We start from the raw sequence: 26,155 nt of genomic DNA on the forward strand, positions 1-26,155 counted from the left end.
TCCTGATCATGGTGGTCCGGCCTCGACGGCGCGGCCGGAGGCCGCCAGCACCGCCGCGCGCACGATCTGCGTCGGGCGGTAGAGATCCTTGTCGTGCCATAGTGCCGGTTCGTCGTCGCATCCGTCCAGCTCGGACAGTCGACGTCGGCCGCGGGCGAGCGCCGCGACGATCCGCGCGTCCCCGGAACGGCCCGCGCCGGCCAGGGCGAGCACCGCGTACGCGGTCTCCTCGGCGGTGCCGTGCCATCGTCCCCAGGAGCCGTCCGGGCGCTGCGTGTCCAGCAGCCAGGCGACGCCGCGCTCGACGGCGGTACGCGCCGTGCCGTCGGGCGCGTGGTCGGCCAGCGCCAGCAGCACCGCGTAGGTGGCGTAGTAGGCCGAGGCGTGCCAGCGGTCCTCCCACCGCCCGTCCGGCTCCTGCCGTTCGAGCAGCCACGCGGTGACCCGGCGGCGCGCCCCGGTGACCCCGGGTCCGCTCGGCTGCTCGCCGAGCGCGTCGAGCACGTGCGCGTTGGTGGTCAGCGAGGCGCCGTCCTCCCCCGGCCAGGTGCAGAAGTGCCGCCCGGTGTCGAACCCGGCCAGCGGCCCTACGCCCGGCGCACGGCCCAGCCGGGCCAGCGCGTAGAGCGCGACCGCCGTGGTGTCCGCGTCGGCGGGCAGGCCGGGCGCGGTGGCCGCGCCGGCCGGGCCGACGGCGGCGCGCAGCTCGGTGAGCACCGGCTCGGGCGCGCCGACCGGCACACCGGCCCGGACCAGGATGCCGAGCACCCAGGCGCGCTCGAACACGGTGATCGGGCTGGCGCAGGGCACCGGGCCGGGCCGGGCCACCGCGCGCAGGTAGTCCAGCGCCGCTCCGGGCTCCGGCCGGCCCAGCCAGGCGGCCGTGGCGGCCGGGGAGGCGCCCACCGCGCCGCTGGCCGAGGGACGCACTCCGGACGCCCGGTACGCCAGCTCACCGGCGACCTCCAGCGCGTGCGCCAGCTTCTCCGGCACAGCCCGCCCGGCGGCCAGCAGCCCGCGTACCCGGGTCAGCCGGGCCGGGTCGAGACCGGCCGGCAGCGGCAGGCGGGGCCGGCCGGCCCACTCGGCCAGCCCGGGTGGTGGCCCGGCCGGTCCGGCGAGGTGCCGGTCCACGGCTGTGAGCAGCGCCGGCACGATCAGGTCGGTGGCCGGGAGGTCGGGCGGGGCGCCGCCGCGCAGCGCGCGGGCCAGGAACGCCAGGCCCCGGTGCGCCGCGGCGGCCGGCGCGGCGGCGGGGCCGGCGCGGCGCAGCACTGTCAGCAGCGCCTCGACCGCGCTCAGCGTCGGCACCAGCGCGTAGCCACCGGCGCCGCCCCAGCCGCCGTCCGGCCGCTGCTGGCCCAGCAGCCAGGCCAGGCGCCGGTCGTGGCCGTCCAGCCAGGGCGCGAGCGCGACCAGCCGGGCGCTCTCGTAGATCGACGGAGACGTCTGCCCGGACGGCTCACCGGTGAGCGCGGCGACCAGGTCACGCGCGGGCGCGGGCCGGGTGGCCGGGCCGGCGGTGAGCGTCACCGCACGCCCCAGAAGTCGGTGCTCCGGTAGAAGCCGGTGGTGAAGCCGAGCTGCCGGGACAGGAAGTCGGCCTCCCGGGGCGCCTCACCGGCCAGCTTCGCCAGCAGGACGCGGCAGTGGTCGACCTGTTCGGCGAACCGCCGCTCGACCTCCGCCGGGTCGTCCACCAGCAGCAGCGCGTTGAGGTCGCCGGACTCGGCGTCCCGGCGGTGGGTGCCGAGGTCGTTCACGAGCCGCAGGGCCCGCTGCACCTCGTCGCTCACCGGAACGACCCGATCCATCGCCTCGGCGGTGGACACCGATCCGGTGTGGATCCAGTGCGCCACGTTCACCACCGTCGCGGCGAGGTTGTCGGCGTTCGCCAGGTAGTCGGCGAGCGTGGGACGGCCGGTGCGCCGCCAGTCCCACTCGCGGGCCATCGCGTCGAGCGTGCGTTCCATCGCGGCACGCCAGTGGCCGCGCAGCGCCGGGTAGCCGGGCGCGGCCGCCACGTCGTCGCGCAACTCGGCCAGGAACCGGCCCAGCGGGTCGTCGGCGCCGGCGCCGTCGAGCACGTCCAGGCAGGTGCGGGTGACCCGGTCGACAGCCGCCCGGCTGGTCGCCTGGTGGTCGACCAGCCAGTCCACGGCGAAGCCCCAGAGCACCGCGCGGTTGGTCACGGCCAGCTCGGCGGCGCTGTGCCAGGGGGCGCTGAACGCCATCGCCTGCGCGATACTGCTGAACAGCGTCGCGTCGAACGGGTCCGCGGGGAACAGCTCGGGGTGCGCGGCGGCGGCCTTGCGCAGGCCGCGCTGGCCCTGCGCGGCGAGCGCGCAGACCCGGCCCTGCTCCGCCGCGGCGGCCAGCGGATCCGGTGTCGGCCCGTCGGTCATGCCCGCTCCGCCCGCCCGGCCGCGACGAGCGTCAGCTCCACCCGCTCGCGCGGCCGCAGCGCCGCGGCCAGCCGCAATCCGGGTACGCCGGGGCGGTGCAGCCGGAACCGGTAGCGGCTGAGCATGGTGGCGAGGATGAGCTGCGCCTCCAGGTAGAACAGGTACATGCCGAGGCACTGGTGCGGCCCGCCGCCGAACGGGAAGTGGGCGTACCGGTGGCGGGCCCGGACCCGCTCGGGCCGGAACCGTTCGGGGTCGAACTCGTCCGGGCGGTCCCAGAACTGCCGCATCCGCTGGGTGATCAGCGGGCTGACCGCCATCGTGGCGCCGGGCTCGATCGGCACGCCGTCGATGACGTCCTCGGCGACCGCGCGGCGCGGGATGATCCATCCGATCGGGTAGAGCCGCAGCAGCTCGTCCAGCACCATCCGGGTGTACGTGAGCCGGCTCAGGTGCTCGCGGCGTACCGGCTCGTCGCCGACCACCTCGTCGATCTCGGCGTAGAGCCGCTCGGCCACCTCGGGGTGCTCGTCCAGGTGCGGCCAGGCCCAGGTCAGGACGTTGATGGTGGTCTCGGTGGTGGCGGCGAACATCGCCACGGTGTCGTTGCGGACCTGCCGCTCGTCGAGCTGCCGCCCGTCGTCGGTGCGGGCCTGCCAGAGCGTCGAGATGACGTCGTCGCCCTGGTCGGCGGACTCGCGGGTCTCGCGGACGACCGGCACCAGCACGTCGTCCACGATGCGTACGGCGCGGGCGAACGTCCGGTCCCCCGGCATCGGCAGGGACAGCGGCGCGAACGGCACGATGATGCGCGGGATGACGGCGGTGGCGATCCGGTCCTGCGCCTCGATCACGCGCATCGCGTCCGGCACCGAGATCCGGTCGGCGAAGAGCACCTTCATGATCGCCCGGCTGACGATGCGCGCCTGCTCCACGCCGATGTCGACCGGGCGTCCGGCGCGGGCCGGCTCGTCCAGCTCGTCGACCGCGTCGCGGATCGCGTCGGCCATGCCGTCGACGAGCGCCTCCACCCGCTTGGCGGTGAACATCGGCTGGAGCATGCGGCGGCTGGCCGACCAGATCTGCCCCTCGCCCAGGATGCCCTCGCCGAACAGTCGCTTCACCGGGCGCCAGAACAGCCCGTCACCGGCCCGTTCGTAGTTGTCCGCCCGGTCGCGCAGCACGTGCTGCACGTGCCTGGGGTGGGTGACCAGGTACGGCCGGAACGAACCGAGGTTGAGCCGGACCAGCTCGCCGTCGGTACGGTTACCGATGTCGATGAGAGCCCGGGCGGGATCGCGGAGCGCCGCCGGCAGGATCTTCCGCAGCGGCACGGTTCGGGGTCGGCCGGTGGGCCCCGGTGTGTCCGTCGGTTCGGGCACCTGAACGCTCCCTCGGTTGACTCAGGGTCGCGACTCCGTATCGAGCCGTAATGTTGCTCGCGAGCATGCCATCCTGAGCCGCAGATCAAAAGGCAGGTCGGAGGATATTTCACGTAACAACAATCCCTTTGTCGAGAATGGAGACGGTGGGATGTACGTCACGTGCGTACACAGTGGTGAGTCCCGCGGAATGCGAGCCCGCCTCACCTGTCCCGGTACGGCCGACGCCGCCAGAACCCGGGCGGCGACCCGCCCGCTGTGCCAAGCTTCGGGCATGGACGACAAGACCATCCTGAGCCGGATCTCCGAACTCGTCGACGAGGAGCACCGGCTGCGGGCCGACGCGCAGCAGCACGAGTCCGGCACCGACGGCGAGGCCCGGGAGCGGCTGCGGGCCCTGGAGGAGTCCCTGGACCAGTGCTGGGACCTGCTGCGCCGTCGCCGTGCCGCGCGCCAGGCGCACGGCGACCCGGACGCCCAGGGCGAGCGCCCGGTGCCGGAGGTCGAGCGCTACCTGCAATGACCCGCACGGGTGGGCGTCCCGGGCGGTCGAGCCGCCCGGGACACCCGCCCCGTCAGCGGATCCCCGCCTCCCGCAGCAGCGCCTCGGTGAGCGCCTCCGGGTCGGTGACGGTGGCGGGCATCCCGCGGGCCGCGAACCAGGCGGCCACCACCCGCACGTCCCGGGCCAGGAACTCGCCGCCCTGCGGGTTGGCCACCACGTCCACCACCTGCGGCAGGTCGATCAGCACCAGCCGGCCCGCGTGCACCAGCAGGTTGTACGGGGACAGGTCGCCGTGGGCGTACCCGGCCCGGGCCAGCACGGTCAGCGCCTCGACCAGCTGATCCCACAGATCGCGCAGCTCGGCGGCGTCGGGGCGGACCTGCGCCAGCCGCGGCGCGGCCTCCCCCGCCCCGGCGTCGCCGACGAACTCCAGCATCAGCTCGGTGCCGAGCATCTGCACCGGATAGGGCACGGCGATCCGCCCGGAGGCGGCGCCGATCTCCCAGAGCTGGGACAGCGCGGCGAACTCGGCCGCCGCCCACTGCCCGGCGATCATCTGCCGGCCGAACGCGGTACGGCCGGTCATCGCCCGCATCTCCCGCGACCGGCGCACCCGGCGGCCCTCCAGGTAACCGGCGTCGCGGTGGAAGAGCCGGTGCTGGGCGTCGCGGTACCGCTTGACCGCCAGCAGGCAGGAGCGGTCGGTGTCCGGCACGGCGCGGCGGACCAGGTGGACGTCCGCCTCCTTGCCGGTCTTGAGCACCCCGAGCTCGGTGTCCCGGGCGGCCAGTTCGGTGACCAGCCAGTCCGGGTAGGGCTCCGGGCCGTGGACGGCCTGGTCCCAGGAGGACCAGCTGTCCTCCGCGTCGGGCTCGGCGTCCGGGTCGGTGAGGGTCGGCGTGGGCCGCCCCCGCTTCAGGAAGTCGGGTTCGTCGTCGTCGAAGCGGCTCTTGCCGCGGCCACGGCGCTGCGGCGCCGGGAAGTCGTGATCGCGCACGGGTGGATCTGTCCTTCGATCGAGGCTGGTGGAGGCAGGTGGAACGACCCTGCGAAGACGGCCATGACCGACCTCCTCTCCTCGACCGGGCATCACCCGGCTGCGCACTCGCGCGGCACCATGCTCGTCCGCGGCCCGGTGTGGGTCAACGGATTTTCCGCCGGTGTGCGGCCTGCCCGTCCGGCCGCCGTGCGGCCCGTCGATCCGGCCGTGGTGCCGCCGGGCGGCCTGTCGATCGGCCGCCGGTCAGCCGGCCAGCACGGCCGCGACGGCCGCGATCAGCCCGTCCTCGATCCGGGTCGGTGCGAACCGGGGGTCCGACCAGCGGCGTCCCCGATGCAGCCAGACGCTGGGCAGACCCACTGCTGTCGCGCCGCCGATGTCCGCCTCCGGGCTGTCGCCGACCACCCACGCGCCGCGCAACGGCATCCGGGCCCGCTGGGCGGCGAGCGCGAAGATCCTCGGGTTCGGCTTGCTGACGCCGGCCTCCTCCGAGATCACCCAGTCGGCGACGTAGCGGTCCAGGCCGGTCTTGCGGATCTTGGCGTCCTGTTGACGGGTAGCGCCGTTGGTGACCACCACCGGCACCCAGCCGGCGTCGGCGGCGATCCGCAGCGCGCAGGCCACCAGCGGATCGAGCCGCATGTGCGCCACCACGCCGTCGTGCAGCTCGTCGACCAGGTCGATCGAGGGGATGCGCAGCGCGTACCGGTCGCGGATCGCGTCCGCCACGTCCCACCGGTTGGTCAGTCCGTCGGCGTCCACGGACACCAGCCAGTCGAGGTCGACGGGCGGCGCGCCGATGCCCGCCAGGAAGCGTTCTCCCCAGACACGGAACGGCCCGTCGCGGTCCAGCAGGGTGTTGTCCAGATCGAGCAGGAGCAACGGCACTTGGGCACCCTACGGGAACGCTCGGAGCACCGACAGGGCCCCGGGGGCGGCCACGGTCAGGCGACGAACGCGGCGCGGGCGGCCCCGGCGTCCACCGGCCGGTCGAGCAGCATGGTGTGCGCTGCGCGGGTGGCCGCCAGCGCGTCCGGGTCCAGCGTCGCCACCAGCACGTCCTCTCCGGTGTCGGCGCCCCGCGCCAGCGGCCGGCCCTCCGGGTCGTACACCGCCGCGCCGCCGTTGAACCGCCAGGGATCCGCGCCGCCGACCACGTTGGCGAACACGACGTACATCGTGTTGTCCAGCGCCCGGGCGGCGTAGTAGAGGTCGCGGCGGTGCGCCGAGCCGGCCAGGTAGCCGCTCGGGCAGAGATACCCGTGCGCGCCGTCGCCGGCCGCGGCCCGCGCGTGCTCCGGGAAGCAGCCGTCGTAGCAGACGCCCAGGCCGAGCCGCCACGTCTCGACGAGCAGCGTGGCGCCGCGCCGGCCGGCGTCGAACATCTCGCGCTCGCCACCCCAGAGCTGCTGCTTGTCGTACGCGGCGGTGACCGTGCCGGCCGGGTCCACGACGAGCGAGGAGATCGTGCGCCGCCGGTCGGGGTGGCGGACGGCGGCGCCGATCACCACGGCGGCGCCCGCGTCTGCGGCAGCGGTACGCAGCGGGTCCAGCCGGGGGTCGGCGACCCGGCCGTTGGCGTCGGCGGCCACGTCGGTCGCGTCCGGGTCGGCGCCCAGCGTCGGCGGGTGATACGCCGGCAGGAACAGCTCGGGCAGCACCACGACCCGGGCGCCCACGGCGCGGCCGACGAGGCGGGCGGCGGCGCGGGCGTTGCCGGCGACGTCGCCGGGCTCCGGCTGAGCCTGGACGGCGGCCACTGTCAGCGGATCACTGGGGAGGGGGGTCACCCGCCGATCCTAACCACCGGACACCGGCGGATGATCATCCCGAATCGCATCTCAAGCCGTACGTACGGTTTGCATCACGCGGTCCCGCCTGCGACGATCCACAGGTGCCCAGAGTAAGCCAGGACCAGCTCGACGCGCGCCGGCAGGAGATTCTCGCGGCGGCGCGGGCGTGTTTCGCCCGGCACGGCTACGAGGGCGCCACAGTGCGGCGGCTGGAGGAGGCCACCGGCCTGTCCCGTGGCGCGATCTTCCACCACTTCCGGGACAAGGACTCCCTGTTCCTGGCCGTCGCCGAGGACGACGCCGCCGCCATGGTGGAGACGGTGGCCCGCAACGGCCTGGTCCAGGTGATGCGGGACCTGCTCGCCCGGGCGGTCTCGCCGGACACCACCGGCTGGCTCGGCAGCCAACTGGAGGTCTCGCGCCGGCTGCGTACCGACCCGGCCTTCGCCAAGCGCTGGACGGAGCGTTCCGAAGCCATCGCCGGGGCGACCCGGGAACGCCTGGTGCGTCAGCGCGAGGCCGGCGTGCTCCGCGACGACGTCCCGATCGACGTGCTGGCCCAGTTCCTGGAGCTGGCCTACGACGGGCTGGTGCTGCACCTGGCGATGGGCCGCCCGGCCGGCGACCTGGCCCGGGTGCTCGACCTGGTCGAGGAGGCCGTGCGCCGGCACTGAGCCGCGCCGGTCTCGGTCCGGTAACTGCGCCACTTGAGGAGATCGACTCTGGCGCGCCTGCTCCACAATGAGCCGCGACCCCTCCGCGCGACAGGAGCAGCCGATGAGCCTCCCCTCGGACGACACCTGGGGCATCCCCGGCCCCACCTTCCTGCGCTGGTACCTGCTTGTCGCCGTCGTCCTGGTGGTCGGTGCGATCGTGTACCGGCGTCGCATGCTGGCCGGCACGCCGGTGACCGACCACGGCGCGTTGGGGCCGCAGCAGGTCGCGTACCTCAACGGCGGTGACCAGCTCGCCGTCTGGGCCGCGCTCGGCGCGCTGCGCCACGCCAGCGCGGTCGGCGTACGACCGGACCGGCGGCTCACCACCGGCGGTCCGCTGCCGGCCGGGGCCACCCCGCTGGACCAGGCGGTCCACTACGCGGCGAGCCGCGGCCTGCGTACCCGGGACCTGGCCGCCGACGAATGGGTGCGGCGGGCGATCGACGAGCTGCGCGACGGTCTGGTCCGCCGGGGCCTGGCACTGGACCAGGAGCGACGCCGGACGCTGCGGCGCGGCGCGCTGCTGATCGGCTTCCTGCTGGTGATCGGCATCGCCCGCGCCGTCTTCGGGCTGCTCAACGGGCGGCCCACCGGCTGGCTCCTGCTCAGCCTGGTCGCGCTCGGCATCGCGTTCATGCTGCTCAACCGCGTGCCCTGGCGTACCCGGGCGGCGACCGCCGCGCTCGACGACATGCGCCGCCGGCACGCCTGGCTACGGCCGGCCGCCTCCCCCGCGTACGCCACGTACGGCGCGACGGATGTGGCGCTGGGCGTGGCGCTGTTCGGCACCGCCACGCTCTGGACCATGGACCCGGGCTTCGCCGAGCAGGCCGAGATCCAGCGGCAGGCGATGGGCAACGCGGGCGGCGCCAGCTCCGGCACCTCGTGCGGCGGCGGAGCAACCGCCGGCGGCGGCTCCTGCGGGGGCGGCAGCTCCTGCGGCGGGGGCGGTGGCTGCGGCGGAGGCGGGTGCGGCGGATGACCGGCCCGGCCGGCGTCGGCATCGGCTGGCGCCCCGAGATCGCCGGATTCGTCGCCGGGCTGCCCGGGTTGCGGTTCGTCGAGGTGGTCGCGGAGACGGTCACCCCGGCCGGTCCGCTACCGGACGGGCTCGCCGAGCTGCGCGCGCGCGGCGTCGACGTCGTACCCCACGGGGTGCGGCTGTCCCTCGGCGGCGCGGAACCGGTCGACCCGGCGCGGGTGACGCACCTGGCCGCGGTGGCGGCGGCGCTGGACGCGCCGCTGGTCAGCGAGCACATCGCGTTCGTGCGGGCCGGTGGTCTGGAGGCCGGGCACCTGCTGCCGCTGCCGCGCAGCCGCGAGGCGGTGGCCGCCGTGGTGGCGAACGTGCGGCGGACGCAGGCGGAGCTGCCGGTGCCGCTGGCCCTGGAGCCGATCGCCGCGCTCTTCGACTGGCCCGACGACGAGCTGGACGAGGCGGACTTCCTCACCGAGATCCTCGACGCCACCGGCGCGCTGCTGCTGCTCGACGTCGCGAACGTGCACGCCAACGCCCGCAACCGGGGCGACGACCCGACCGCGCTGCTGGACCGGCTCCCGCTGGAACGCATCGCCTACGCGCACATCGCGGGCGGCGCCGAACACGGCGGCTTCTACCACGACACGCACACCGATCCGGTGCCCGCCGCCGTGCTCGACCTGGTCCGCGAGTTGTGTCAGCGGCGCCGGCCGCCCGCGTTGCTGCTGGAACGCGACGGGCACTACCCGCCCGCCGCCGAGCTGCGCGCGGAACTGGACGCGCTCGCCGCCGCCTCCGGCCACCCGGTGGTCACGTGAGCGGCGACCTGGCGGCCCGGCAGGCCGAGCTGGTCGCCGCGCTCGTCGCCGGTGGGCCACTGCCGCCCGGCTTCGCCCCCGCGCCGGTCGAGGCGGCCCGCCGGGCGCTGCTGCGCAAACGCTCCGGCGACGTGGCCCGGCACTGGCCGCTGCTCGCCGCCGGCCTCGGCGCGGACTGGCCGGCGACGTTCACCGCGTGGGCGGACGGACGGCCGACGAACGGCTCCCTGCGCGACGGCTGGGACCTGGCCCGGAAGCTGAGCGACCAGGGCACGCTGCCGCCGCTGGGCGCGGAGGAGCTGGCCGCGCGCGAGGCCGCCAGCCACTACGACGGTCACCGCCCACCCCGGCCCCGCCGGATGCCGGCCGTCGCCCGGGCCGGCGGCGCCGTCGCGGCCCAGTTCGCCGGCCGGGTACGCCTGCTGCGGCCCGCCCCGCGCTGACACGCGCCCTCCGGTACGGCAGGATCGGGCGTATGGATCTCGGACTCGCCGACCGGGTGTACGTGCTGACCGGCGCCTCCGGCGGCCTCGGCTTCGCCACCGCCGAACAACTCGTCGCCGACGGCGCCAGGGTGGTCATCGCCGCGCGCGCCCCGGAACGGGTGGCCGCCGCGATCGAGGCGCTCGGCGACCCGCAGCGGGCGATCGGACTGACCGCCGACCTCGCCGACCCCGGCACCCCGGACCGCCTCGTCGCCGCCGCCCGCGAACACTTCGGCCGGCTCGACGGCGCGCTGATCTCGGTCGGCGGCCCGCCGCCCGGCACCGCCGCCACTGTCACCGACGAGCAGTGGCGCGAGTCGTTCGAGACCGTCTTCCTGGGCAGCGTCCGGCTCGCCCGCACGGTGGCCGGGGCGCTCACCGACGGCGGCGCGATCGGTCTGGTGCTGTCCACCTCGGTACGCGGACCGCTGCCCGGGCTCGGCATCTCCAACGGCCTGCGGCCGGGCCTGGCCGGCGTGGCGAAGGACATGGCCGACGAGTTCGGGCCGCGCGGCGTACGCGTGGTCAGCCTGTTGCCAGGACGGATCATGACCGACCGCAACCGGGAGCTGCTGGCCGGCTCCGGCGACCCCGAGCGGGCCCGAGCCCAGGCCGAGGCTGCGATCCCGCTGGGGCGCATCGGCGACCCGGCGGAGTTCGGCCGGGTGGCGGCGTTCCTGCTCTCCCCCGCCGCCGGGTACGTCACAGGGGTGACCGTCCCGGTCGACGGCGGCGCGCTGCGCGGGCTGTGACCGTGGCTGCTGTGAGTCGGCTTTCCGCGACGGTGGGTGCGGTGATTGGGCTTCCCGCCGCCGTTGCGTCGGTGAGCGTGCTTTCCGCGGCCGTGGCTCCCGTGAACGCGCTTCCCTCGGCGGCTGCGGTGAGCCGGGTGCGGACGGCGGCTCCCGCGGTGGATCGGACACCCTGGTCGGTGGGTCGGTGAGCGACCGACGGCGGCCGGGCGGTGGACGGCCCGAGGCGGCCCCGGGGCCGGGCACGCCCGCCCGGCGGCACCCACGCCCCAGCCGCGAACAGCTCGCGGCGGCGGCCGACCGGCTGCTGCCGGACGTCATCGCGCCCGGCCTGGACGTGCTCTTCGTCGGCATCAACCCGGGTCTGTGGTCGGCTGCGACCGGCTGGCACTTCGCCCGTCCGGGCAACCGGTTCTGGCCCGCCCTGCATCGGGGCGGCTTCACCCCGCGTCTGCTGCACCCCAGCGAGCAGGACACGCTGCCCGCGCTCGGCCTCGGCATCACCAACATGGTGGCTCGTGCCAGTGCCCGCGCCGACGAGCTGACCGCCACGGAACTTGTCGACGGCGCCGCCACGCTCACCGCGAAGGTCGAGCGGTACCGGCCACGCTGGGTGGCGGTGGTCGGCGTGACCGCGTACCGGATCGGGTTCACCCGGCCGAAGGCCGGCTTCGGGCCGCAGCCCGAGACGCTCGGGCCGGCCCGGCTGTGGGTGCTGCCCAACCCCAGCGGCCTGAACGCCCACTTCACCCCGGAGACGCTCGGCGCCGCGTTCGCCGAGCTGCGTGCCGCGGTCGTGGCGGGTTAGGGCTCCGGTCGTCCGGCGCCGGCCGGGTCGCCGCCGGGTCCGCTAGTTGGCCGCCGCCGGGGGCAGTGCCTCGTGGGCGACGTAGGTGCCCATCGGCACCGTGGTGACCACCGGCTCGGGCTGCTCCGCCTCGGCGTGGGGCGTCGGCGAGTCGGTGACCGCGAACTGGGTGCGGTACAGCTCGGCGTACAGGCCGCCGACGGCCACCAGTTCGTCGTGCCGGCCGCGCTCCACGATCCGGCCCTCGTCGAGCACGAGGATCTGATCGGCGTCGCGCACTGTGGAGAGCCGGTGCGCGATCACCAGCGCGGTACGCCCGGTCAGCGCCACCGACAGCGCCCGCTGCACCGCCGCCTCGCTCTCCGAGTCCAGGTGTGCGGTGGCCTCGTCCAGGATCACGATCGACGGGGCTTTGAGCAGCAGCCGGGCGATGGCGATGCGCTGCTTCTCGCCGCCGGAGAAGCGGTAGCCACGCTCGCCGACTGTCGTGTCGAGCCCGTCCGGCAGCGCCCGGACCAGGTCGGCCACCTGCGCGCCGGCCAGGGCGGCCCAGATCTCGTCGTCGGTGGCGTCGGGCTTGGCGTAGCGCAGGTTCTCCCGGATGGTCTCGTGGAACAGGTGCGAGTCCTGGGTGACCACACCGATCTCGTCGCGCAGCGAGGCGAGCGTGGCGTCCCGCACGTCGACGCCACCGACAAGCACCTGGCCCTCGCTGACGTCGTAGATCCGGGAGATCAGCATGGACAGCGTCGACTTGCCGGCGCCGGAGGGGCCGACAAGGGCCACCATCTGCCCGGGCTCGACGGCGAACGAGACGCCCTTGAGCACCGGCTCGTTCACCGTACGGTCGAGGGTCGAGACCTCCTCCAGCGACGCGAGTGACACCTCGGCGGCGCTCGGGTAGCGGAAGCGCACGTCGCGGAACTCGACGCGGCCGCTGCGGCGCGGCACCGGCACCGCGTCGGACTTCTCGGTGATGGACGGGCGCAGGTCGAGCACCTCGAAGACGCGGTCGAACGAGACGAGCGCGCTCATCACGTCGACCCGGACGTTGGAGAGCGCGGTGAGCGGGCCGTAGAGGCGGGTCAGCAGCAGCGCCAGCTTGACGACGGTGCCGGCGCTGACAGCCCCGGTCACCGCCAGCCAGCCGCCGACCCCGTAGGTGAGCGCCTGGGCCAGCGACGCGACGAGCAGCATCGCCACGAAGAACGTCCGCGAGTACATCGCGGACTGGATGCCGATGTCGCGCACCCGCTCGGCCCGGCGGGCGAACCGGTCGGCCTCGACCTCCGGCGCGCCGAACAGCTTGACCAGCAGCGCTCCGGCCACGCCGAACCGCTCGGTCATTGTCGCGTTCATCTTGGCGTCGAGGTTGTACGACTCGCGGGTGATCTCGGCCAGCCGCCGGCCCACCCGGCGGGCCGGGATGATGAAGATCGGCAGCAGCACCAGCGCCAGCACGGTGATCTGCCAGGACAGCACGAGCATCGCGGCGGCGGTGAGCACGAGCTGGATGACGTTGCTGACCACGCCGGACAGCGTCGAGGTGAACGCCCGCTGCGCGCCGAGCACGTCGTTGTTGAGCCGGCTCACGAGCGCGCCGGTCTGCGTGCGGGTGAAGAACTGCAGCGGCATCCGCTGGACGTGGTCGTAGACCCGGGTGCGCAGGTCGAGGATGATGCCCTCGCCGATGCGGGCCGAATACCACCGCTGGACCAGGGAGAAGAGAGCGTCGGCCACGGCGAGCGCGGCGATGATCAGGGCGAGCCGGACCACTGTCGCGCGGGCGTCCGGGCCGGCCCCGGCGATCGCGTCGATGACGTCGCCGGCGAGCAGCGGGGTGGCCACGCCGATGACCGCGGCGACGATCACGGTGATCAGGAAGACGACGATGTCACGCCGGTAGGGCTGGGCGAACGCGACGATCCGCCGGGCGGTGCCGCGCTTGAGCTCGTGGGCGGAGACCTCGTCCCGGTTACGCAGCGACCGGAGCATGCTCCAGCCGCCCATGCCGCCGCCGGCCATCGGGTGGGACACGCGTCACCTCCGGGTCGTCAGGCAGCATGAATCGTCGGAGTCCATTCTCCAGACGCCTGTGACAACCTCGCGAGTAACCCAGTTCTTCCCGAACGGTCCTTACGAAATCGCGCTTCCGGGCCGGCTACTCGCCCCGGCCGGCCAGGTCCCGGATGCGCCGGGTCTGCGCCTCCCGCTCGGCGCGCTGCTGCTCGGCGTGCGAACGGTTGGCCGCGCCCGCCAGGAGCGCCTTGATCTCGACGATCGCGTCCCGGTTGTTGGCGAGCAGCCCGGCCGACAGGTCACGCACCGCGGCGTCCAGCTCGTCATTCGGCACCACGAGCGTGGCCAGGCCGATCCGGTCCGCCTCGGCGGCGTCCATCCGGCGGCCGGTGGCGCAGATCTCCAGGGCACGCGAATAGCCGACCAGCTCGACCAGGCGGCGCGTGCCGGCCAGATCGGGCACCAGGCCGAGCGTCACCTCGGCCATCGAGAGCTTGGCGTCGGCGGCGAGCACACGCATGTCGCAGGCGAGCGCGAGCTGGAAACCGGCGCCGATGGCGTGGCCCTGCACCGCGGCGATCGACACGACGTCCGGCCGGTGCAGCCAGGTGAAGCCGCCCTGGTATTCGACGATCCGGTCGGCGCATTCCGCCTCCGGGAGCGCGGCCAGTTCGGCGAAGGAACCCGGCCCGGTGGCACCGGCGACCGCCAGGTCCAGGCCCGCGGAGAAGGCTCGCCCCTCGCCGCGTACGACGACCACGCGGACGTCGCCGGGCAGGTCGCGGGAGAAGTCGCTCATCGCGCGCCACATCGCCGGGGTCTGCGCGTTGAGCACGTCGGGCCGGCACAACGTCACCGTCGCGACCGGCCCGTCGCAGTCGAAGCGCACTCCGGTCGTCTCGGCGGTCACCGGACGGCCCGGAACATTGCGCTGATGGACGACGCTGGGCGGCGGGTCACGCCTTCTTCCGGCGCCGGGCGCCGCCGCGCTGCCGCAGCTGCACGCCGGATTCGGTGAGCACACGGTGGATGAACCCGTAGGAACGGCCCGTCGAGGCCGCCAGAGCACGGATGCTCTCACCCCCGGTGTACCGCTTTACCAGGTCTTTGGCGAGCGTCTGACGCTCGGCCCCGACGATCCGGCGACCCTTCTCAGTGCTGGTGGCTGTGCCGGTGGCTGCCATGCTGATCCCTCACGTCCCAGACTGTGCGGTTCGGATACGGTCCCACCTATTAGACCGCCTCGGACGATCATGCGCCAGATATCAACTATTCGCCAACCGACACGCTACGCAATGTCAGCTTCCCGATAGAGTGATCCTTCCGACCGGCTGATCCGTACCGGCCCGCCCGACGAGCCCCTCCGCGGCAGTTCGGCGAGGTGGCGGCATCGCAGCGGGTGGACGGCCCCACGCCCGCCCGGTGACCGGCCGTCCATGCCGGCGAAAGCACGAGAGGTGCCGCCAACCGGCCCACCGATCGACAGGCGACGATTCGCTTCGCGCCACTTCGGCGAAGTGGCGGCATCCTCCCGCATGATCGACACCACTTCCCGGAAGTGGCTGCATCACCGCGCTCCGGACACCTCCACTTCGGCGAACTGGTGTGGATCATGCGGATGGTGCGTGCGCGGGGAAGGCCACCAAGGCAGTCCGGCGGGCCGAGCCGGCGAGCGGGGTCCGGTGGCTTGGGTGCGCTGGGACGACCGGTGTGACGGGCCGTATCGTGCTCGGGTGATTGACGTGATCACGGCCGCGGTGGGTGCTGCCGGTGTCTTCGCCGCCACGAACCTCGACGACATCGTCGTGCTCACCGTGCTGTTCGTAGCTGCCCGGCACAGCGGCCGCCCCCGGCCGTGGCAGATCGTCGCCGGGCAGTACGCGGGTATCGGCGCGCTCGTCGCGATCGCGGTGGTGGCCGCCGCCGGGCTGCTCGTGGTGCCGGACCCGTGGCCCGGCCTGCTCGGGCTGCTGCCGATCGGGCTCGGCATCCGCGCGTTGCTGTCCCGCGCCGACGACGACGAGCCGCCGCCGGCGGTGGTCGGCAGCCTGCTGGGCGTCGCCGGGGTGACCGTGGCGAACGGCGCGGACAACATCGCCGTCTACGTACCGGTGTTCCGCTCCCTCGACCCGGCCACCGGTCTGGTCTGGCTGCTGGTGTTCGCGCTGCTGGTGGCCGTGTGGTGCGCGGTCGCCGCAGCACTCGGCGGGCACCCCCGGGTGGTGGCCCTGGTCGGCCGCGCCGGCCACTGGCTGGTCCCGGTGATCTTCATCGTCATCGGCGCGACCATCCTGCTCACCTCCGGCGTCCTCCCCCACCTGGCCGCCCTCCTGACCTGACCGGCACTCCGGCCGCCCGGCCAACCGACCCAGCCCCGCTCAGCCCGGCGCGGCACGGCCCCTACCCGACCCGTCGATCATGAGGTTGACGGCGATGTGGATCTCCAGCGGTGCCGCCAACCTCATGATCAACGAGGAAGAGGTCGGGGAAGGCCGACCACGAGCGAGGTCAGGCCAGCTCTACCAGTTCCAGCAGGTCGTCGGACCAGGCGTCCTCGTCGCCGTCGGGCAGCAGGATGGCGCGGTCCGGCTTGAGCGCGCTGACCGCGCCCGGGTCGTGCGTGACCAGCACGATCGCGCCCGGGTAGCGGGCGATCGCGTCGAGCACCTGCTCGCGGCTGACCGGGTCGAGGTTGTTCGTCGGCTCGTCCAGCAGCAGCACGTTGGCGCCGGAGCAGACCAGCGTGGCCAGCGCCAGCCGGGTCTTCTCGCCGCCGGAGAGCACGCCGGCCGGCTTGTCCACGTCCTCGCCGGAGAACAGGAACGCGCCGAGGATCTTGCGCAGGTCGGTGTCGGTCTGATCCGACGCGGCGCTGCGCATGTGCTCCAGGATCGTCCGGTCCACGTCGAGCGTCTCGTGCTCCTGGGCGTAGTAGCCCAGCCGCAGCCCGTGCCCGGGGCGCACCTCGCCGGTGTCCGGTTCCAGCAGCCCGCCGAGCATCCGCAGCAGCGTGGTCTTGCCGGCGCCGTTGAGGCCGAGGATGGCCACCCGGGAACCGCGGTCCACCGCCACGTCGACGTCGGTGAAGATCTCCAGCGACCCGTACGACTTGGACAGGCCGGTGGCGGTCAGCGGCGTCTTGCCGCACGGGGCGGGGCTCGGGAACCGTACCTTGGCGACCTTGTCCGCGACGCGGACCTCGTCCAGGCCGGAGAGCAGCCGCTCGGCGCGCCGGGCCATGTTCTGCGCGGCGACGGTCTTGGTGGCCTTGGCCCGCATCTTGTCCGCCTGCGCCATCAGCGCGCCGGCCTTCTTCTCGGCGTTGGCCCGCTCCCGGCGGCGGCGCCGCTCGTCGGTCTCCCGCGCCTCCAGGTACGCCTTCCAGCCCAGGTTGTACGTGTCGACCACGGACCGGGTGGCGTCCAGGAACCAGACCTTGTTGACCACTGCCTCCAGCAGCGAGGCGTCGTGGGAGATCACGATCAGGCCGCCCTTGTGGTTGGCGAGGAAGCCGCGCAGCCAGGTGATCGAGTCGGCGTCGAGGTGGTTCGTGGGCTCGTCGAGCAGCAGGATGCCGCCGCCGTTCTCCCCGGCGTCGCGGAACAGGATCCGGGCCAGCTCGATGCGGCGGCGCTGACCGCCGGAGAGCGTGCCGATGGTCTGCGCCAGGGCGCGGTCGGGCAGGCCGAGGTTGGCGCAGATCCGGGCCGCCTCGGCCTCGGCCGCGTAGCCGCCGAGTGAGGCGAACTGGTCCTCCAGCGCGCCGTAGCGGCGGACCAGCCGCTCGTCGTCGGCGCCCTCGGCGAGCTTGTTCTCCAGGTCCTTCATCTGCGCCATGAGCACATCCAGGCCACGGGCGGAGAGCACCCGGTCCCGGCCGGTGACGTCCAGGTCGCCGGTACGTGGGTCCTGCGGCAGGTAGCCGATGGCGCTGCGCCTGTCGATCTGGCCGCCGTACGGCTGGCCCTCCCCGGCGAGCACCTTGAGTGTGGTGGTCTTGCCGGCGCCGTTGCGGCCGACCAGGCCGATCCGGTCCCCCGGCTGCACCCGCAGGGTGGTGTCGGACAGCAGGATCCGGGAACCGGCGCGCAGTTCGAGGCCGGTGGCAGTGATCATTTCGGAGTACTCGCTCTCGGGTCCGGAAGGGCTGACTCAGGGCACGCGAAAGCGCCGGCGGGTGGTGATTTCCCGTCGGCGCGGGGCCGTTCAGCCTTCGCAGCGCAGCACGGGAGCAAGTGTACCGGGCCCCGCGGGCCCCTTCCGCCGGATTACCGGGCAAGATCATCGGGTACCGAGAACGCCGTCCGGACCCGGTCCGGTACCGCAACCACCACAAACGGACACATCGGTGATCGGGGTCAACATGGAGCTGAACGAGAACGCGCGCGTCGACACCAGCCAGGTGGACGACCGGCGAGGGTCCGGCGGAGGCGGCGGGATGGGCATTCCGATCCCGATCGGCGGTGGCCGGGGCGGAATCGTGGGCATCATCATCGCCGTGCTCGTCGCCCTGGTGGGTGGCGGCTTCGGCCTCAACGCCGCCACCAACGGCGGCGGCTCCGAGCAGGGTGACAACACCTCGCTGGAGCAGAAGTGCTCGGCGCAGGACGCGCTGGAGCAGCTCGACTGCCGCAACACCCTCTACGTCAACTCGATCCAGGCGTACTGGCGTACCGCGATGCCGGAGGCGTTCGGCGAGCAGTACAAGCCGTCGAAGACCGTGTTCTTCAGCCAGAACGTCAGCACCGCCTGCGGCGCCGCCGACTCCGGCGTCGGCCCGTTCTACTGCCCGGCCGACGACCAGGTCTACATCGACCTCACGTTCTACCGGCTGCTGGCCGACCAGCTCGGCGCCAAGGGCGAGTTCGCCCAGCCGTACGTGCTGGCCCATGAGTACGGCCACCACGTGCAGGACCTGCTCGGCACCGAGGCGCAGATGCGCCGCCAGCAGGAGCGCGACCCGCAGAGCGCGAACGCGCTGTCGGTGAAGCTGGAGCTGCAGGCCGACTGCTACGCCGGCGCCTGGGCGAAGAACGCCACCGGCACCGCCGACGAGGGCGGGCAGAAGATCTTCAAGAGCATCACCGAGGAGGACATCTCGCAGGCCATCGACGCCGCCGAGAAGATCGGCGACGACGCGATCCAGGAGCGTTCCGGCCGGCCGGTGAACCCGGACGAGTTCACCCACGGCACCTCGGAGCAGCGCAAGCAGTGGTTCACCAAGGGCTTCACCACCGGTGACCCGAAGTCCTGCGACACCTTCGGCGCCGGGGCCTGATCCCCGCGCCGCGCATCGGCCCGCACCGCCGCAGACGGCGGTGCGGGCCGATGTCGTTTCCGGACCGGTCAGGCCGGCACTGTCACCTGAGCCGGAGTGGACCGGTTGGCGGTCGTCCCGTCACCGAGCTGACCACCGCTGTTGTCGCCCCAGCACCACAGGCCGGCGTCGGTACGGATCGCGCAGCCGTGGTCGGTGACCGCGAGGCCGCCGGTCCAGCTGGTGGCGGTACCGACCTGGGCGGGCGCGGACCGGTGGGTGGTGCTGCCGTCGCCCACCTGCCCCGCCGAGTTCTTGCCCCAGCACCACAGGGTGCCGTCGGTGCGGGACGCGCAGGTCGTGTCGCTGCTCGCGGCGATCCGGCTCCACGTGGTGGCGGTGCCGATCTGCACCGGCGCGGTCCGGTACGAGCCGGTCACGCCGAGCTGCCCGTATCCGTTCTCACCCCAGCACCACAGCGCGCCGGCGCGGATCCCGCAGGTGTGCGCGTACCCGGCCGCGACGCCGGTCCACCCGGTCGCGGTGCCGACCTGCGCGGGCGCGGTCTGGGGCGCCAGGTTGCCGAGCCCGAGCTGGCCGTCCGAGCTGGACCCCCAGCACCAGAGCGTGCCGCCGGTACGGACACCGCAGGTGTGCCCGTAGCCGGTCGAGACGCTCACCCAGTCGGTGGCCGTGCCGACCTGCAACGGGGTGTTCGCGACGTACGGCGAGACGCCGACGCCCAGCTGGGTGGTCCGGTTGAAGCCCCAGCACCAGAGCGTGCCGTCGGTGCGTATCGCGCAGGTGTGCTGGGGGCCGGCGTCGACCCGGGCCCAGGTGGTCGCGGTGCCGACCTGCACCGGGGTGCTGCGGCTGGTGGTGCTCCCGTCGCCGAGCTGGCCCCGGAAGTTCGAGCCCCAGCACCACAGCGTCGCGTCCGTGCGGACCGCGCAGGTGTGCCCGGAGCCGGCGTCGACGTTCGTCCAGGTGGCGGTGCCGACCTGCGTCGGGGCGCTGCGGTTCGTGGTGGTCCCGTCGCCGAGCTGACCGCCGTAGTTCGAGCCCCAGCACCACAGTCCCCCGTCGGTGCTGATCGCGCACGTGTGCGCGCCGCCCGCGGTGACGCTGCTGACGGTGGGCGCGGCGAGCGCGGCGCGCTGCACCGGGCTCGCGTTCGCCGTACCCGCTGTCAGCGTGGCGGTGAGCACGAGGCTTCCGGCGCTCATTGCCGCCGCTACGACGAGGAGTCTCGTCGCACGGCGCCACCGGGCCCGCAGGCGGCCGTCCTGATATCCGCTCATGAAGTTGTTCTCTCCCAACGATGTCGGCGCGTGATGGCGGAGGCGAAGCTGCCCTGCGGGTCGCCCGGAGACCCGGCTTCGTGACACCGACGATAGGCATCGAGTCGATTCGATGCACCATCGAGGAGCGGGATTGAGCCGTCTTGAGGTGATCTTTCCTGTTCAGCGGACCAGGATGTGGACCGCCCGGGCGGCGGCGACGGCGGCCACCAGGACGGCGTGCCGGGGCTCCGGCACGTCGAGCAGGCGCGGCGCGCGCAGCGCCGCCAGCGGGGCCAGCCGCCGGTCGGCCAGCACCGTGTCCACCGCGCGCCGGTCGCCGCCGCACGCCAGCGTCGTCAGCGTGCCCGCCTCCGGCAGCAGCAGGCGTACGGCCAGCTCGGCCGCGTCACCCAGCGCCGCCTTCGCCTGGTTGTCGCGCCGCCGGGCGAACCGCTGCTGGGACCAGCCGCCCGCCGCGGTACGGCCCTGCACGTACCGGGTGTCCACCTTGGAGACCACCAGGTCGGCGCCGTCGGCGATACCGACCGCGACGGCGCCCTTGCGGGCCAGGAGCAGACCGATCCGGCGGGCCGCCGTGGCAGAAGCGACGAATCCGGGTACGTCCGCCGACGCGCTCGCGCCGGGCGGGGTGTGCAGCTCGGCGGTGGCGTCGTCCGGGGCGGTGAGCAGCAGCCCGTACTCCTGGACGGTCGTCGCCGGCGGGCCGTGCCGGTCGGTGAAGCCCTCGACCCAGCGGGTGACGCGGCCGGGGTCGACCTCGACCCACCGGCCGCCGCCGGCGGCGGGTCGGCTGCTCATGGCCCGACGGTACGCCATCGCCGGACCCGGGAACGCAACGCGGGAGGACACCGTGACCGGCGCCCTCCCGCGTCTACCGCGTGGATCAGTGGACGGTGAGGTTGCCGCCCTTCAGCGTGACCTCGGCGGTGCCGCCGCCCGTCCAGTCGGACGAGAAGAGCAGCGAGCCGCCCTTCCACAGGGTGACCCCGACGGTGTCGTTCCTACCGGGGGCGCCCCGGTCGGTCACCGTCACGGCGAGGGTCAGGCCGGAGGCCACCAGCTTGCCCTTGCTGTCGTAGAGGGCGGCCTGGTAGCGCACCTGGGCGGCCTTGCCCGCAGAGGTGACGCCGAGCGCGTCGACGGTGTCAGCCTTGATCGTGTACGACTTCCCGCCGGAGCGGAACTCGATCTCGGCCTTGCCCGTGGCGGGCTTGTTCGCCTTGCCCGGCTTCGCGTTCAGCTCCACCTCGACTGTGGAGTTCACGTCGGCCGGGTAGGTGCCCGCCGAGCGGGTGGCGGTGAGGTGACCGCCGCCGGTGAGGAACCCGCCGTCGGAAACGGCGACTGTCACCTGGGCGGTGGTGCTGCCCGTGTAGTTGCCGCCCACAGTCGCGGTGACGGTGTGCGTGCCCTTCGGCAGGGTGGCCGTGCACGCCGCGGAGGCGCTCGTGGTCGCCGTGCCGAGCAGGTCGAGCACACCGGTGCAGAGCGTCGCGCCACCCGAGGTGAAGGTGACGGTGGCGGTCCGGATGTCGCCCGCGGTGGTGTCTGTCGCTCCGGGCAGCACCGAGCTGTCCCGGATCACGGCCCGCAGCAGGGCCTTGCCGGAGGCGCCGCTGGTGGCGGTGTTCACCAGCGTGTCACCGGCCCAGCTCACCGCCGCGTCCTCGGCGGCGACCGTGATCGTGAACGAGGTGCTGCCGGTCAGGCCCGAGCCGTCGGCGACGGTCACCGTGACCGGGTAGTCACCCGGGGCCGCCGTCGTGGTGCCGGCGACCGTCCAGGTACGCGAGCCCGGCCGCGCGTCGGTCGCCGAGGTGCTCGTGACGGCCAGGGACAGGCCGGCGGGCAGCCCGGTGGCCGCAGCGGTCAGGTCCGCGCCGGCGGTGTCGCCGTCGGTGGCGGTGACCGTGACAGCAGGCGAGAGCGCGTCGCTGTACTGCACGCGTACGCCGTCCGGGGCGGTGCTGGTGACGGCCGGGGCGGACCGGACGGTGAAGTCGGCGTCGTTGACGTCGAAGAAGACGTTGCCAACCGCCTCGATCTTGATCCGGGCCTTCTCGGTCGCCACGTTCGGCAGCGTCACCGTCGCCGAGCCGGTGTTGGCGGTCTGCTCCGCCAGCACGTACGGGAAGGTCAGCCCGCCGTCGGCGGACAGCGAGATCTTCACCTGCGCGGCGTTCACCGGCGCCGCGTCGGTGCCGGCCACGTCCCACGTCACGGTCTGGGCCGAGCCACCGTCCACGACGGCGGCGGCGCCCTGCGAGGTCACCAGGAACGGACCCGCGTCCGGTGCCAGCACCACGGCGACGTCGCCGCTGCCGATGCCGCCGCCACCCAGCCGCCCGTCCCGGGCGGTGAGCTTGAAGTGCAGGGTCCGGTCGCCCGCGATGCCGACCCAGTCGCGGGTGGGCAGGAACTCGGAATAGCAGTCGACCAGCTCGACCGGCACGTTCGAGGCGCCACCGGTGGCCGGCGGCGCCGGGGGCGACGGGCAGGCGCCGGTGGCCGCGTTGGTGTTGCCGGCCAGGATCTGCCGCATGTCCGGGAAGACCCGGGTCGAATCGGTGGTGACCGCGTTCAGACCCGGCGAGTAGTACTTCAGCGTGTCGGTCGGCGACACGATCGCCGCCTCGCCGAACACCCGGAACAGCGGGCCGTTGACCTTCGTGTTGTTCGTCAACGCGGTGCCGGTCGTGGCGCCCCTGTCGTTCTGCTCCCACAGGTACGTGACAGTGTCGCCGTCGGCGTCGGTGGCGCTGCCGGTCAGCGCGAACGGCGTACGCACCGGGATGGTGACGGTCTCCGGCACGGTGACCACCGGGGCGTGGTTGGTGGTCTCCTCGACCAGCCAGCCGCCGTTGTCGATGGCGCCGCCCTTGGCCGTCTCGCCGACGAAACCGGAGGCGCCGGAGACGTCGGTCAGCTCCAGCGACGCCACGTTGGTGGTGGCGAGCGTGCCGCCGAAGGTCACCTGGAAGCCGTTGTCGTTGAGCGTGCCGCTGCCGCCGAAGGCGGCCACGGTGACCGTCGCGCCGGCCGGCCAGCCGGCAATGCCCTCGATGGCGGCCTTGATGCCGGCGGTGGTGTAGTTGACGCCCCGCACGATCGGCGCCGAGTCGTTGCCCGCGTAGCGGACGGTGAACGAGTCGCCGTCGGCGTCGAACCCGTACAGCGAGACGTTCTGCACCTCGTTGATCGCCGGTCGGTTCGACGTGACGTAGTTGGTGATCTCGGTGTAGCTACGGTGCGACCAGTACGGGTCGCTGTGCGGCTGGAGGTTGTCCTGCTGGCAGATGCCCGCGTACGCCATGATCGACGAACCGCTGCCCGGCTCGTACGAGTTGGCCGCGCTGCGGTTGCCGCCCGAGCAGTTGTACTGCGTGCCGTTGAAGGTGTGGTTGCCGGCGAACTGGTGACCCATCTCGTGCGAGACGTAGTCGACCGCGTAGAAGTCGCCGACCGGTGTCGGCAGGCCGGTGCAGCCCTGCGCCTTGCCGTTGCCGCCGATCACGCCGAGGCTGGCCACGCCGCCGCCGTTGACGCCCAGGCCGATGTGGCCCACGTCGTAGTTGCTCGCGCCGACCAGCTGGCCGAGCACGATCCGGTTACGGCTGAGCGTGCCGCTGCCGCAGGAGGTGAGCTGCGCCGGCGTGAAGCAGGCCGCCGCGCCGCACGGGCCGTTCGGCTCGGTCGCCAGGGCCGGCGTGTTCAGGTTGGTCTTGTCGGTGTCGTTGATCAGCACGAGCCGGATCGCGGTCTCGTCCTCGTAGATCTGCGTGACCCGGTTCATCAGCGTCACCTTCGCGGCCGTGACGTTCTCCGCGCCGAAGTAGGTGGCGTACGACGGGTCGGTCACCAGCGCCACCCGGTAGGTGCGCAGCTTCACCAGCGGCCCGGCCGGGACCTCCGCCTCGGCGATCTCCTCGGCCAGGGCGTGCGCCTCCTGCGTGACGTCCTCACGCTCGACGAACTCGCCCTCGGGGTGCTCCAGGTCGCGGGCGAAGTAGCTCGCGTACAGGCTCTGGTCGCGCTGGTAGTACGGGTCGATGTACCAGTTGCCCTTCGCCGAACGGACCGAGGCGTGGAACCCGAGCGGGGTGAGGTCCGCGCGGATGGTCGCGGTCGGGTCGTCAAGGCCCTTGCCGGCGTACGTGGTGATCTCCGGATACCTGGCGGCCAGGCCGGCCTCCATGACCGGCGAGTCGACCAGCTCGAAGCGCTGGAGCGTGCCGTCCGGAGCGGGCAGCGACACCACCTGCTTCGGCACCCGGGCCACCGCCACGCGCTTCTCGGCCGGCGCCTTGTCCAGCAGGCCCTTCATGGTGCCGCGGTCCAGCTTGTACGCGGCCAGCCGCTTGGCCTTGACGGCGGCCTTGCGGCCCGCCTTCGTGGCCGCCGGCTTGCCGTCCACCTTCTGCCACGGTCCGTGGACGCCGGGTGCGGCGGAGGCGGGCGCGGGCGCCGCGAGAACGGGAAGCGTCGCCGCGGCCAGCGCGGCGACGAGGAGGGCAGCGGTTCGTCCGCGCCGGGCGGGTTGCCGGTCGCGCGGCGTACGCCACAGGGTGATCCTCAAGTCTTCTCCCTGCCGGGTCGAGTGTGGACCGACGGACGACCGGCGGGGATGACCGGAATGCACGTCGATGGTCCACGGATTGTTCCGTGACCCTAGGACCACTCGCGAGCCCGAACATCACCCGCAAAGACGATGCGGTTCCACCTCGACGGTGCTTCGGGTCGTCCCCGGCTCGCGGGATCCGCGCTTCACAACGCCGAGACGAGTCAGACACCGAGCACTGTGGCGACCGCGAGGGCGGCGATGATGACGCTGGACAGCAGCGCGGTGACCCGCCGCCCACGGGGACCGGTGAGGGCCCGGCCAATCAGCGAGCCGCCCCCGGCGATCAGCAACTGCCAGCTGGCCGAGGCGAGGAACACCCCGGCGGTGAAGGCGGCCGCGCGAAGCGGGGCGGATCCGAGCACGTCGCCCCGGCCGAGGACGAGCGCCACGAAGTAGACCACTGTGGCCGGGTTGAGCAGGGTCAGCGCGAGAACCGCGGCGAACGCCCGCACCGGCGTGTCCAGCCCACCCCGCGCGCTCGGCTGTTGCGTGGTGGCCGGCGGGCGCAGCGCGCGCCAGGCGGTGAGGCCGGCGAGGGCCAGCAGCACGCCCGCGGCGATCAACCGCAGCGGACCCGCGAACGGCGCGAGGCCGCTCGCCACCGCGGCCCCGCCCAGCGCCGCCACGGCAGCGTAGAGACCGTCGGCGGTGGCCACGCCGAGCGCCGCCGCCGCACCGACCCGGAACGAGGTACGGGCGCTGAGCCCGAGAATGAGGATCGCGATCGCGCCGACCGGAATGGCGACGCCGTAGCCGGCGACCAGGCCGGCCAGGAACGCCCCGCTCACAACGACGGGAGGTGGGGCGAGGCGGCCGGCGGCAGGGCGCGCTGTCGACGCGCGGCGGTGGCCGCACGGACAGGAGCCTGCTTCGGGTACGCCTCGATCACCCGCTCATCCTGCACTCCGCTCCCCCACCCCGCGACCACTTTTCCCGCGCCCGCGCCCGCGCCCGCGCCCGGGCTGGGCTGGGCTGGGCTGGGCTGGGCTGGGCTGGGCTGGGCTGGGCTGGGCTGGGCTGGGCTGGGCTGGGGATCTTGGCACGAGATCTAGCTGTTTTCTGGCCCCGCCGCCAGTGACGGTGCAGTCATCCCACCTTGATCGACACCATTACGCCGATGTGGCGGCATCAGCGCCACTCCGACCACGCCACTTCGGCGTAATGGTGCCGATCATGCGAACATGTGACGGCTTTCCCAGAATGAGGGAGCCGCGTCTCGGCATGAGGGAGGCGGAGAGATCTTGGAAGGAAGTGGCCCTCCGAGGGGCTCCGAGGGGCCGTCTCCTTCCAAGATCTCCCGGGGGCAGCAGG

Annotated in this window: 23 protein-coding genes; 9 read left to right on the forward strand and 14 right to left on the reverse strand. The window is 73.5% G+C overall.

All coding sequences use genetic code 11. The annotated features are described in order from the left end of the window. Window positions 1-6: 6 nt before the first annotated feature. The 3 genes from FHU28_RS24520 to FHU28_RS24530 are packed head-to-tail and all read right to left on the reverse strand — an operon-like array spanning window position 7 to window position 3,739. The gene (locus tag FHU28_RS24520; protein WP_184686777.1) at window positions 7-1,533 is read right to left on the reverse strand and encodes a prenyltransferase/squalene oxidase repeat-containing protein; all 1,527 of its coding nucleotides are present in this window, start codon (window positions 1,531-1,533) and stop codon (window positions 7-9) included. Beyond that, window positions 1,530-2,405 (reverse strand): terpene synthase family protein, encoded by an 876-nt coding sequence (locus FHU28_RS24525; protein ID WP_184686778.1) that lies wholly within the window; start codon window positions 2,403-2,405, stop codon window positions 1,530-1,532. Before FHU28_RS24525 ends, FHU28_RS24520 begins: the two co-directional genes overlap by 4 nt. Continuing rightward, on the reverse strand, window positions 2,402-3,739 hold the full coding sequence (locus FHU28_RS24530; RefSeq protein WP_184689863.1) for a cytochrome P450: 1,338 nt from the start codon (window positions 3,737-3,739) through the stop codon (window positions 2,402-2,404). The genes FHU28_RS24525 and FHU28_RS24530 overlap by 4 nt, the downstream gene beginning before the upstream one ends. A gap of 322 nt (window positions 3,740-4,061) precedes the next feature. Here FHU28_RS24530 and FHU28_RS24535 point away from each other — a divergent pair, with 322 nt between their 5' ends. After that, a complete protein-coding gene (locus FHU28_RS24535; protein WP_184686779.1) occupies window positions 4,062-4,310 on the forward strand; it encodes a DUF2630 family protein in 249 nt (82 codons plus the stop codon). A gap of 52 nt (window positions 4,311-4,362) precedes the next feature. Here the strand turns inward: FHU28_RS24535 and FHU28_RS24540 are convergent, their stop codons facing one another. The 3 genes from FHU28_RS24540 to FHU28_RS24550 form a co-directional block, all read right to left on the reverse strand. Beyond that, window positions 4,363-5,289, reverse strand: a complete 927-nt coding sequence (locus FHU28_RS24540) for a serine protein kinase RIO (RefSeq protein WP_184686780.1) — start codon at window positions 5,287-5,289, stop codon at window positions 4,363-4,365. Between the two features lie 246 nt (window positions 5,290-5,535). Then, complete coding sequence (locus tag FHU28_RS24545; protein ID WP_073831388.1) at window positions 5,536-6,180, reverse strand: HAD family hydrolase; 645 nt, start codon at window positions 6,178-6,180, stop codon at window positions 5,536-5,538. A 56-nt stretch (window positions 6,181-6,236) separates the two neighbouring features. After that, entirely contained in the window at window positions 6,237-7,082 is an 846-nt protein-coding gene (locus tag FHU28_RS24550; protein ID WP_184686781.1) for a carbon-nitrogen hydrolase family protein, read from the reverse strand. A 104-nt stretch (window positions 7,083-7,186) separates the two neighbouring features. Here FHU28_RS24550 and FHU28_RS24555 point away from each other — a divergent pair, with 104 nt between their 5' ends. The 6 genes from FHU28_RS24555 (at window position 7,187) to mug (ending at window position 11,643) form a co-directional block, all read left to right on the forward strand. Continuing rightward, window positions 7,187-7,759, forward strand: a complete 573-nt coding sequence (locus tag FHU28_RS24555) for a TetR/AcrR family transcriptional regulator (protein WP_184686782.1) — start codon at window positions 7,187-7,189, stop codon at window positions 7,757-7,759. A gap of 103 nt (window positions 7,760-7,862) precedes the next feature. After that, window positions 7,863-8,783: a TIGR04222 domain-containing membrane protein gene (locus tag FHU28_RS24560; protein ID WP_184686783.1), complete on the forward strand. Its 921-nt coding sequence runs from the start codon at window positions 7,863-7,865 to the stop codon at window positions 8,781-8,783. Continuing rightward, window positions 8,780-9,598 (forward strand): MbnB/TglH/ChrH family RiPP precursor modification enzyme, encoded by an 819-nt coding sequence (locus FHU28_RS24565; protein ID WP_184686784.1) that lies wholly within the window; start codon window positions 8,780-8,782, stop codon window positions 9,596-9,598. The genes FHU28_RS24560 and FHU28_RS24565 overlap by 4 nt, the downstream gene beginning before the upstream one ends. Beyond that, window positions 9,595-10,041: an SCO6045 C-terminal-like domain-containing protein gene (locus FHU28_RS24570; RefSeq protein ID WP_184686785.1), complete on the forward strand. Its 447-nt coding sequence runs from the start codon at window positions 9,595-9,597 to the stop codon at window positions 10,039-10,041. Before FHU28_RS24565 ends, FHU28_RS24570 begins: the two co-directional genes overlap by 4 nt. A gap of 32 nt (window positions 10,042-10,073) precedes the next feature. Continuing rightward, window positions 10,074-10,835 (forward strand): SDR family oxidoreductase, encoded by a 762-nt coding sequence (locus FHU28_RS24575; protein ID WP_184686786.1) that lies wholly within the window; start codon window positions 10,074-10,076, stop codon window positions 10,833-10,835. 187 nt (window positions 10,836-11,022) lie between these two features. Further along, the gene (gene mug / locus FHU28_RS24580; RefSeq protein WP_116507226.1) at window positions 11,023-11,643 is read left to right on the forward strand and encodes a G/U mismatch-specific DNA glycosylase; all 621 of its coding nucleotides are present in this window, start codon (window positions 11,023-11,025) and stop codon (window positions 11,641-11,643) included. A 42-nt stretch (window positions 11,644-11,685) separates the two neighbouring features. On the opposite strand, the gene FHU28_RS24585 is transcribed toward mug, so the two are convergent. From FHU28_RS24585 to FHU28_RS24595, 3 genes are all read right to left on the reverse strand, one after another. Then, window positions 11,686-13,668 (reverse strand): ABC transporter ATP-binding protein, encoded by a 1,983-nt coding sequence (locus FHU28_RS24585; RefSeq protein ID WP_184689865.1) that lies wholly within the window; start codon window positions 13,666-13,668, stop codon window positions 11,686-11,688. 136 nt (window positions 13,669-13,804) lie between these two features. Then, window positions 13,805-14,572, reverse strand: coding sequence for an enoyl-CoA hydratase/isomerase family protein (locus FHU28_RS24590; protein ID WP_184686787.1), 768 nt, complete (start codon window positions 14,570-14,572; stop codon window positions 13,805-13,807). Window positions 14,573-14,618: 46 nt separating this feature from the next. Further along, complete coding sequence (locus FHU28_RS24595; protein ID WP_007072022.1) at window positions 14,619-14,846, reverse strand: helix-turn-helix domain-containing protein; 228 nt, start codon at window positions 14,844-14,846, stop codon at window positions 14,619-14,621. Window positions 14,847-15,395: 549 nt separating this feature from the next. Between FHU28_RS24595 and FHU28_RS24600 the strand changes: the two genes are divergently transcribed. Then, on the forward strand, window positions 15,396-16,001 hold the full coding sequence (locus FHU28_RS24600) for a cadmium resistance transporter (RefSeq protein WP_184686788.1): 606 nt from the start codon (window positions 15,396-15,398) through the stop codon (window positions 15,999-16,001). 169 nt (window positions 16,002-16,170) lie between these two features. Here FHU28_RS24600 and FHU28_RS24605 read toward each other — a convergent pair whose 3' ends face one another. Next, a complete protein-coding gene (locus tag FHU28_RS24605; RefSeq protein ID WP_184686789.1) occupies window positions 16,171-17,778 on the reverse strand; it encodes an ABC-F family ATP-binding cassette domain-containing protein in 1,608 nt (535 codons plus the stop codon). A gap of 247 nt (window positions 17,779-18,025) precedes the next feature. Between FHU28_RS24605 and ypfJ the strand changes: the two genes are divergently transcribed. After that, window positions 18,026-18,940 carry a KPN_02809 family neutral zinc metallopeptidase gene (gene ypfJ, locus FHU28_RS24610; protein ID WP_184689867.1) on the forward strand — a complete coding sequence of 305 codons (915 nt, stop codon included), beginning with the start codon at window positions 18,026-18,028 and terminating at the stop codon, window positions 18,938-18,940. A 68-nt stretch (window positions 18,941-19,008) separates the two neighbouring features. On the opposite strand, the gene FHU28_RS24615 is transcribed toward ypfJ, so the two are convergent. The 4 genes from FHU28_RS24615 to FHU28_RS24630 form a co-directional block, all read right to left on the reverse strand. Next, entirely contained in the window at window positions 19,009-20,220 is a 1,212-nt protein-coding gene (locus FHU28_RS24615) for an RCC1 domain-containing protein (RefSeq protein WP_184686790.1), read from the reverse strand. A 162-nt stretch (window positions 20,221-20,382) separates the two neighbouring features. After that, window positions 20,383-21,021 (reverse strand): acVLRF1 family peptidyl-tRNA hydrolase, encoded by a 639-nt coding sequence (locus FHU28_RS24620; RefSeq protein ID WP_184686791.1) that lies wholly within the window; start codon window positions 21,019-21,021, stop codon window positions 20,383-20,385. An 85-nt stretch (window positions 21,022-21,106) separates the two neighbouring features. After that, window positions 21,107-24,799 (reverse strand): reprolysin-like metallopeptidase, encoded by a 3,693-nt coding sequence (locus tag FHU28_RS24625; protein WP_260413093.1) that lies wholly within the window; start codon window positions 24,797-24,799, stop codon window positions 21,107-21,109. 206 nt (window positions 24,800-25,005) lie between these two features. Continuing rightward, window positions 25,006-25,632: a LysE family transporter gene (locus FHU28_RS24630; protein WP_184686792.1), complete on the reverse strand. Its 627-nt coding sequence runs from the start codon at window positions 25,630-25,632 to the stop codon at window positions 25,006-25,008. Window positions 25,633-26,155: the final 523 nt, after the last annotated feature.

The sequence above is a fragment of the Micromonospora echinospora genome, assembly GCF_014203425.1.
Lineage (GTDB): Bacteria > Actinomycetota > Actinomycetes > Mycobacteriales > Micromonosporaceae > Micromonospora > Micromonospora echinospora_A.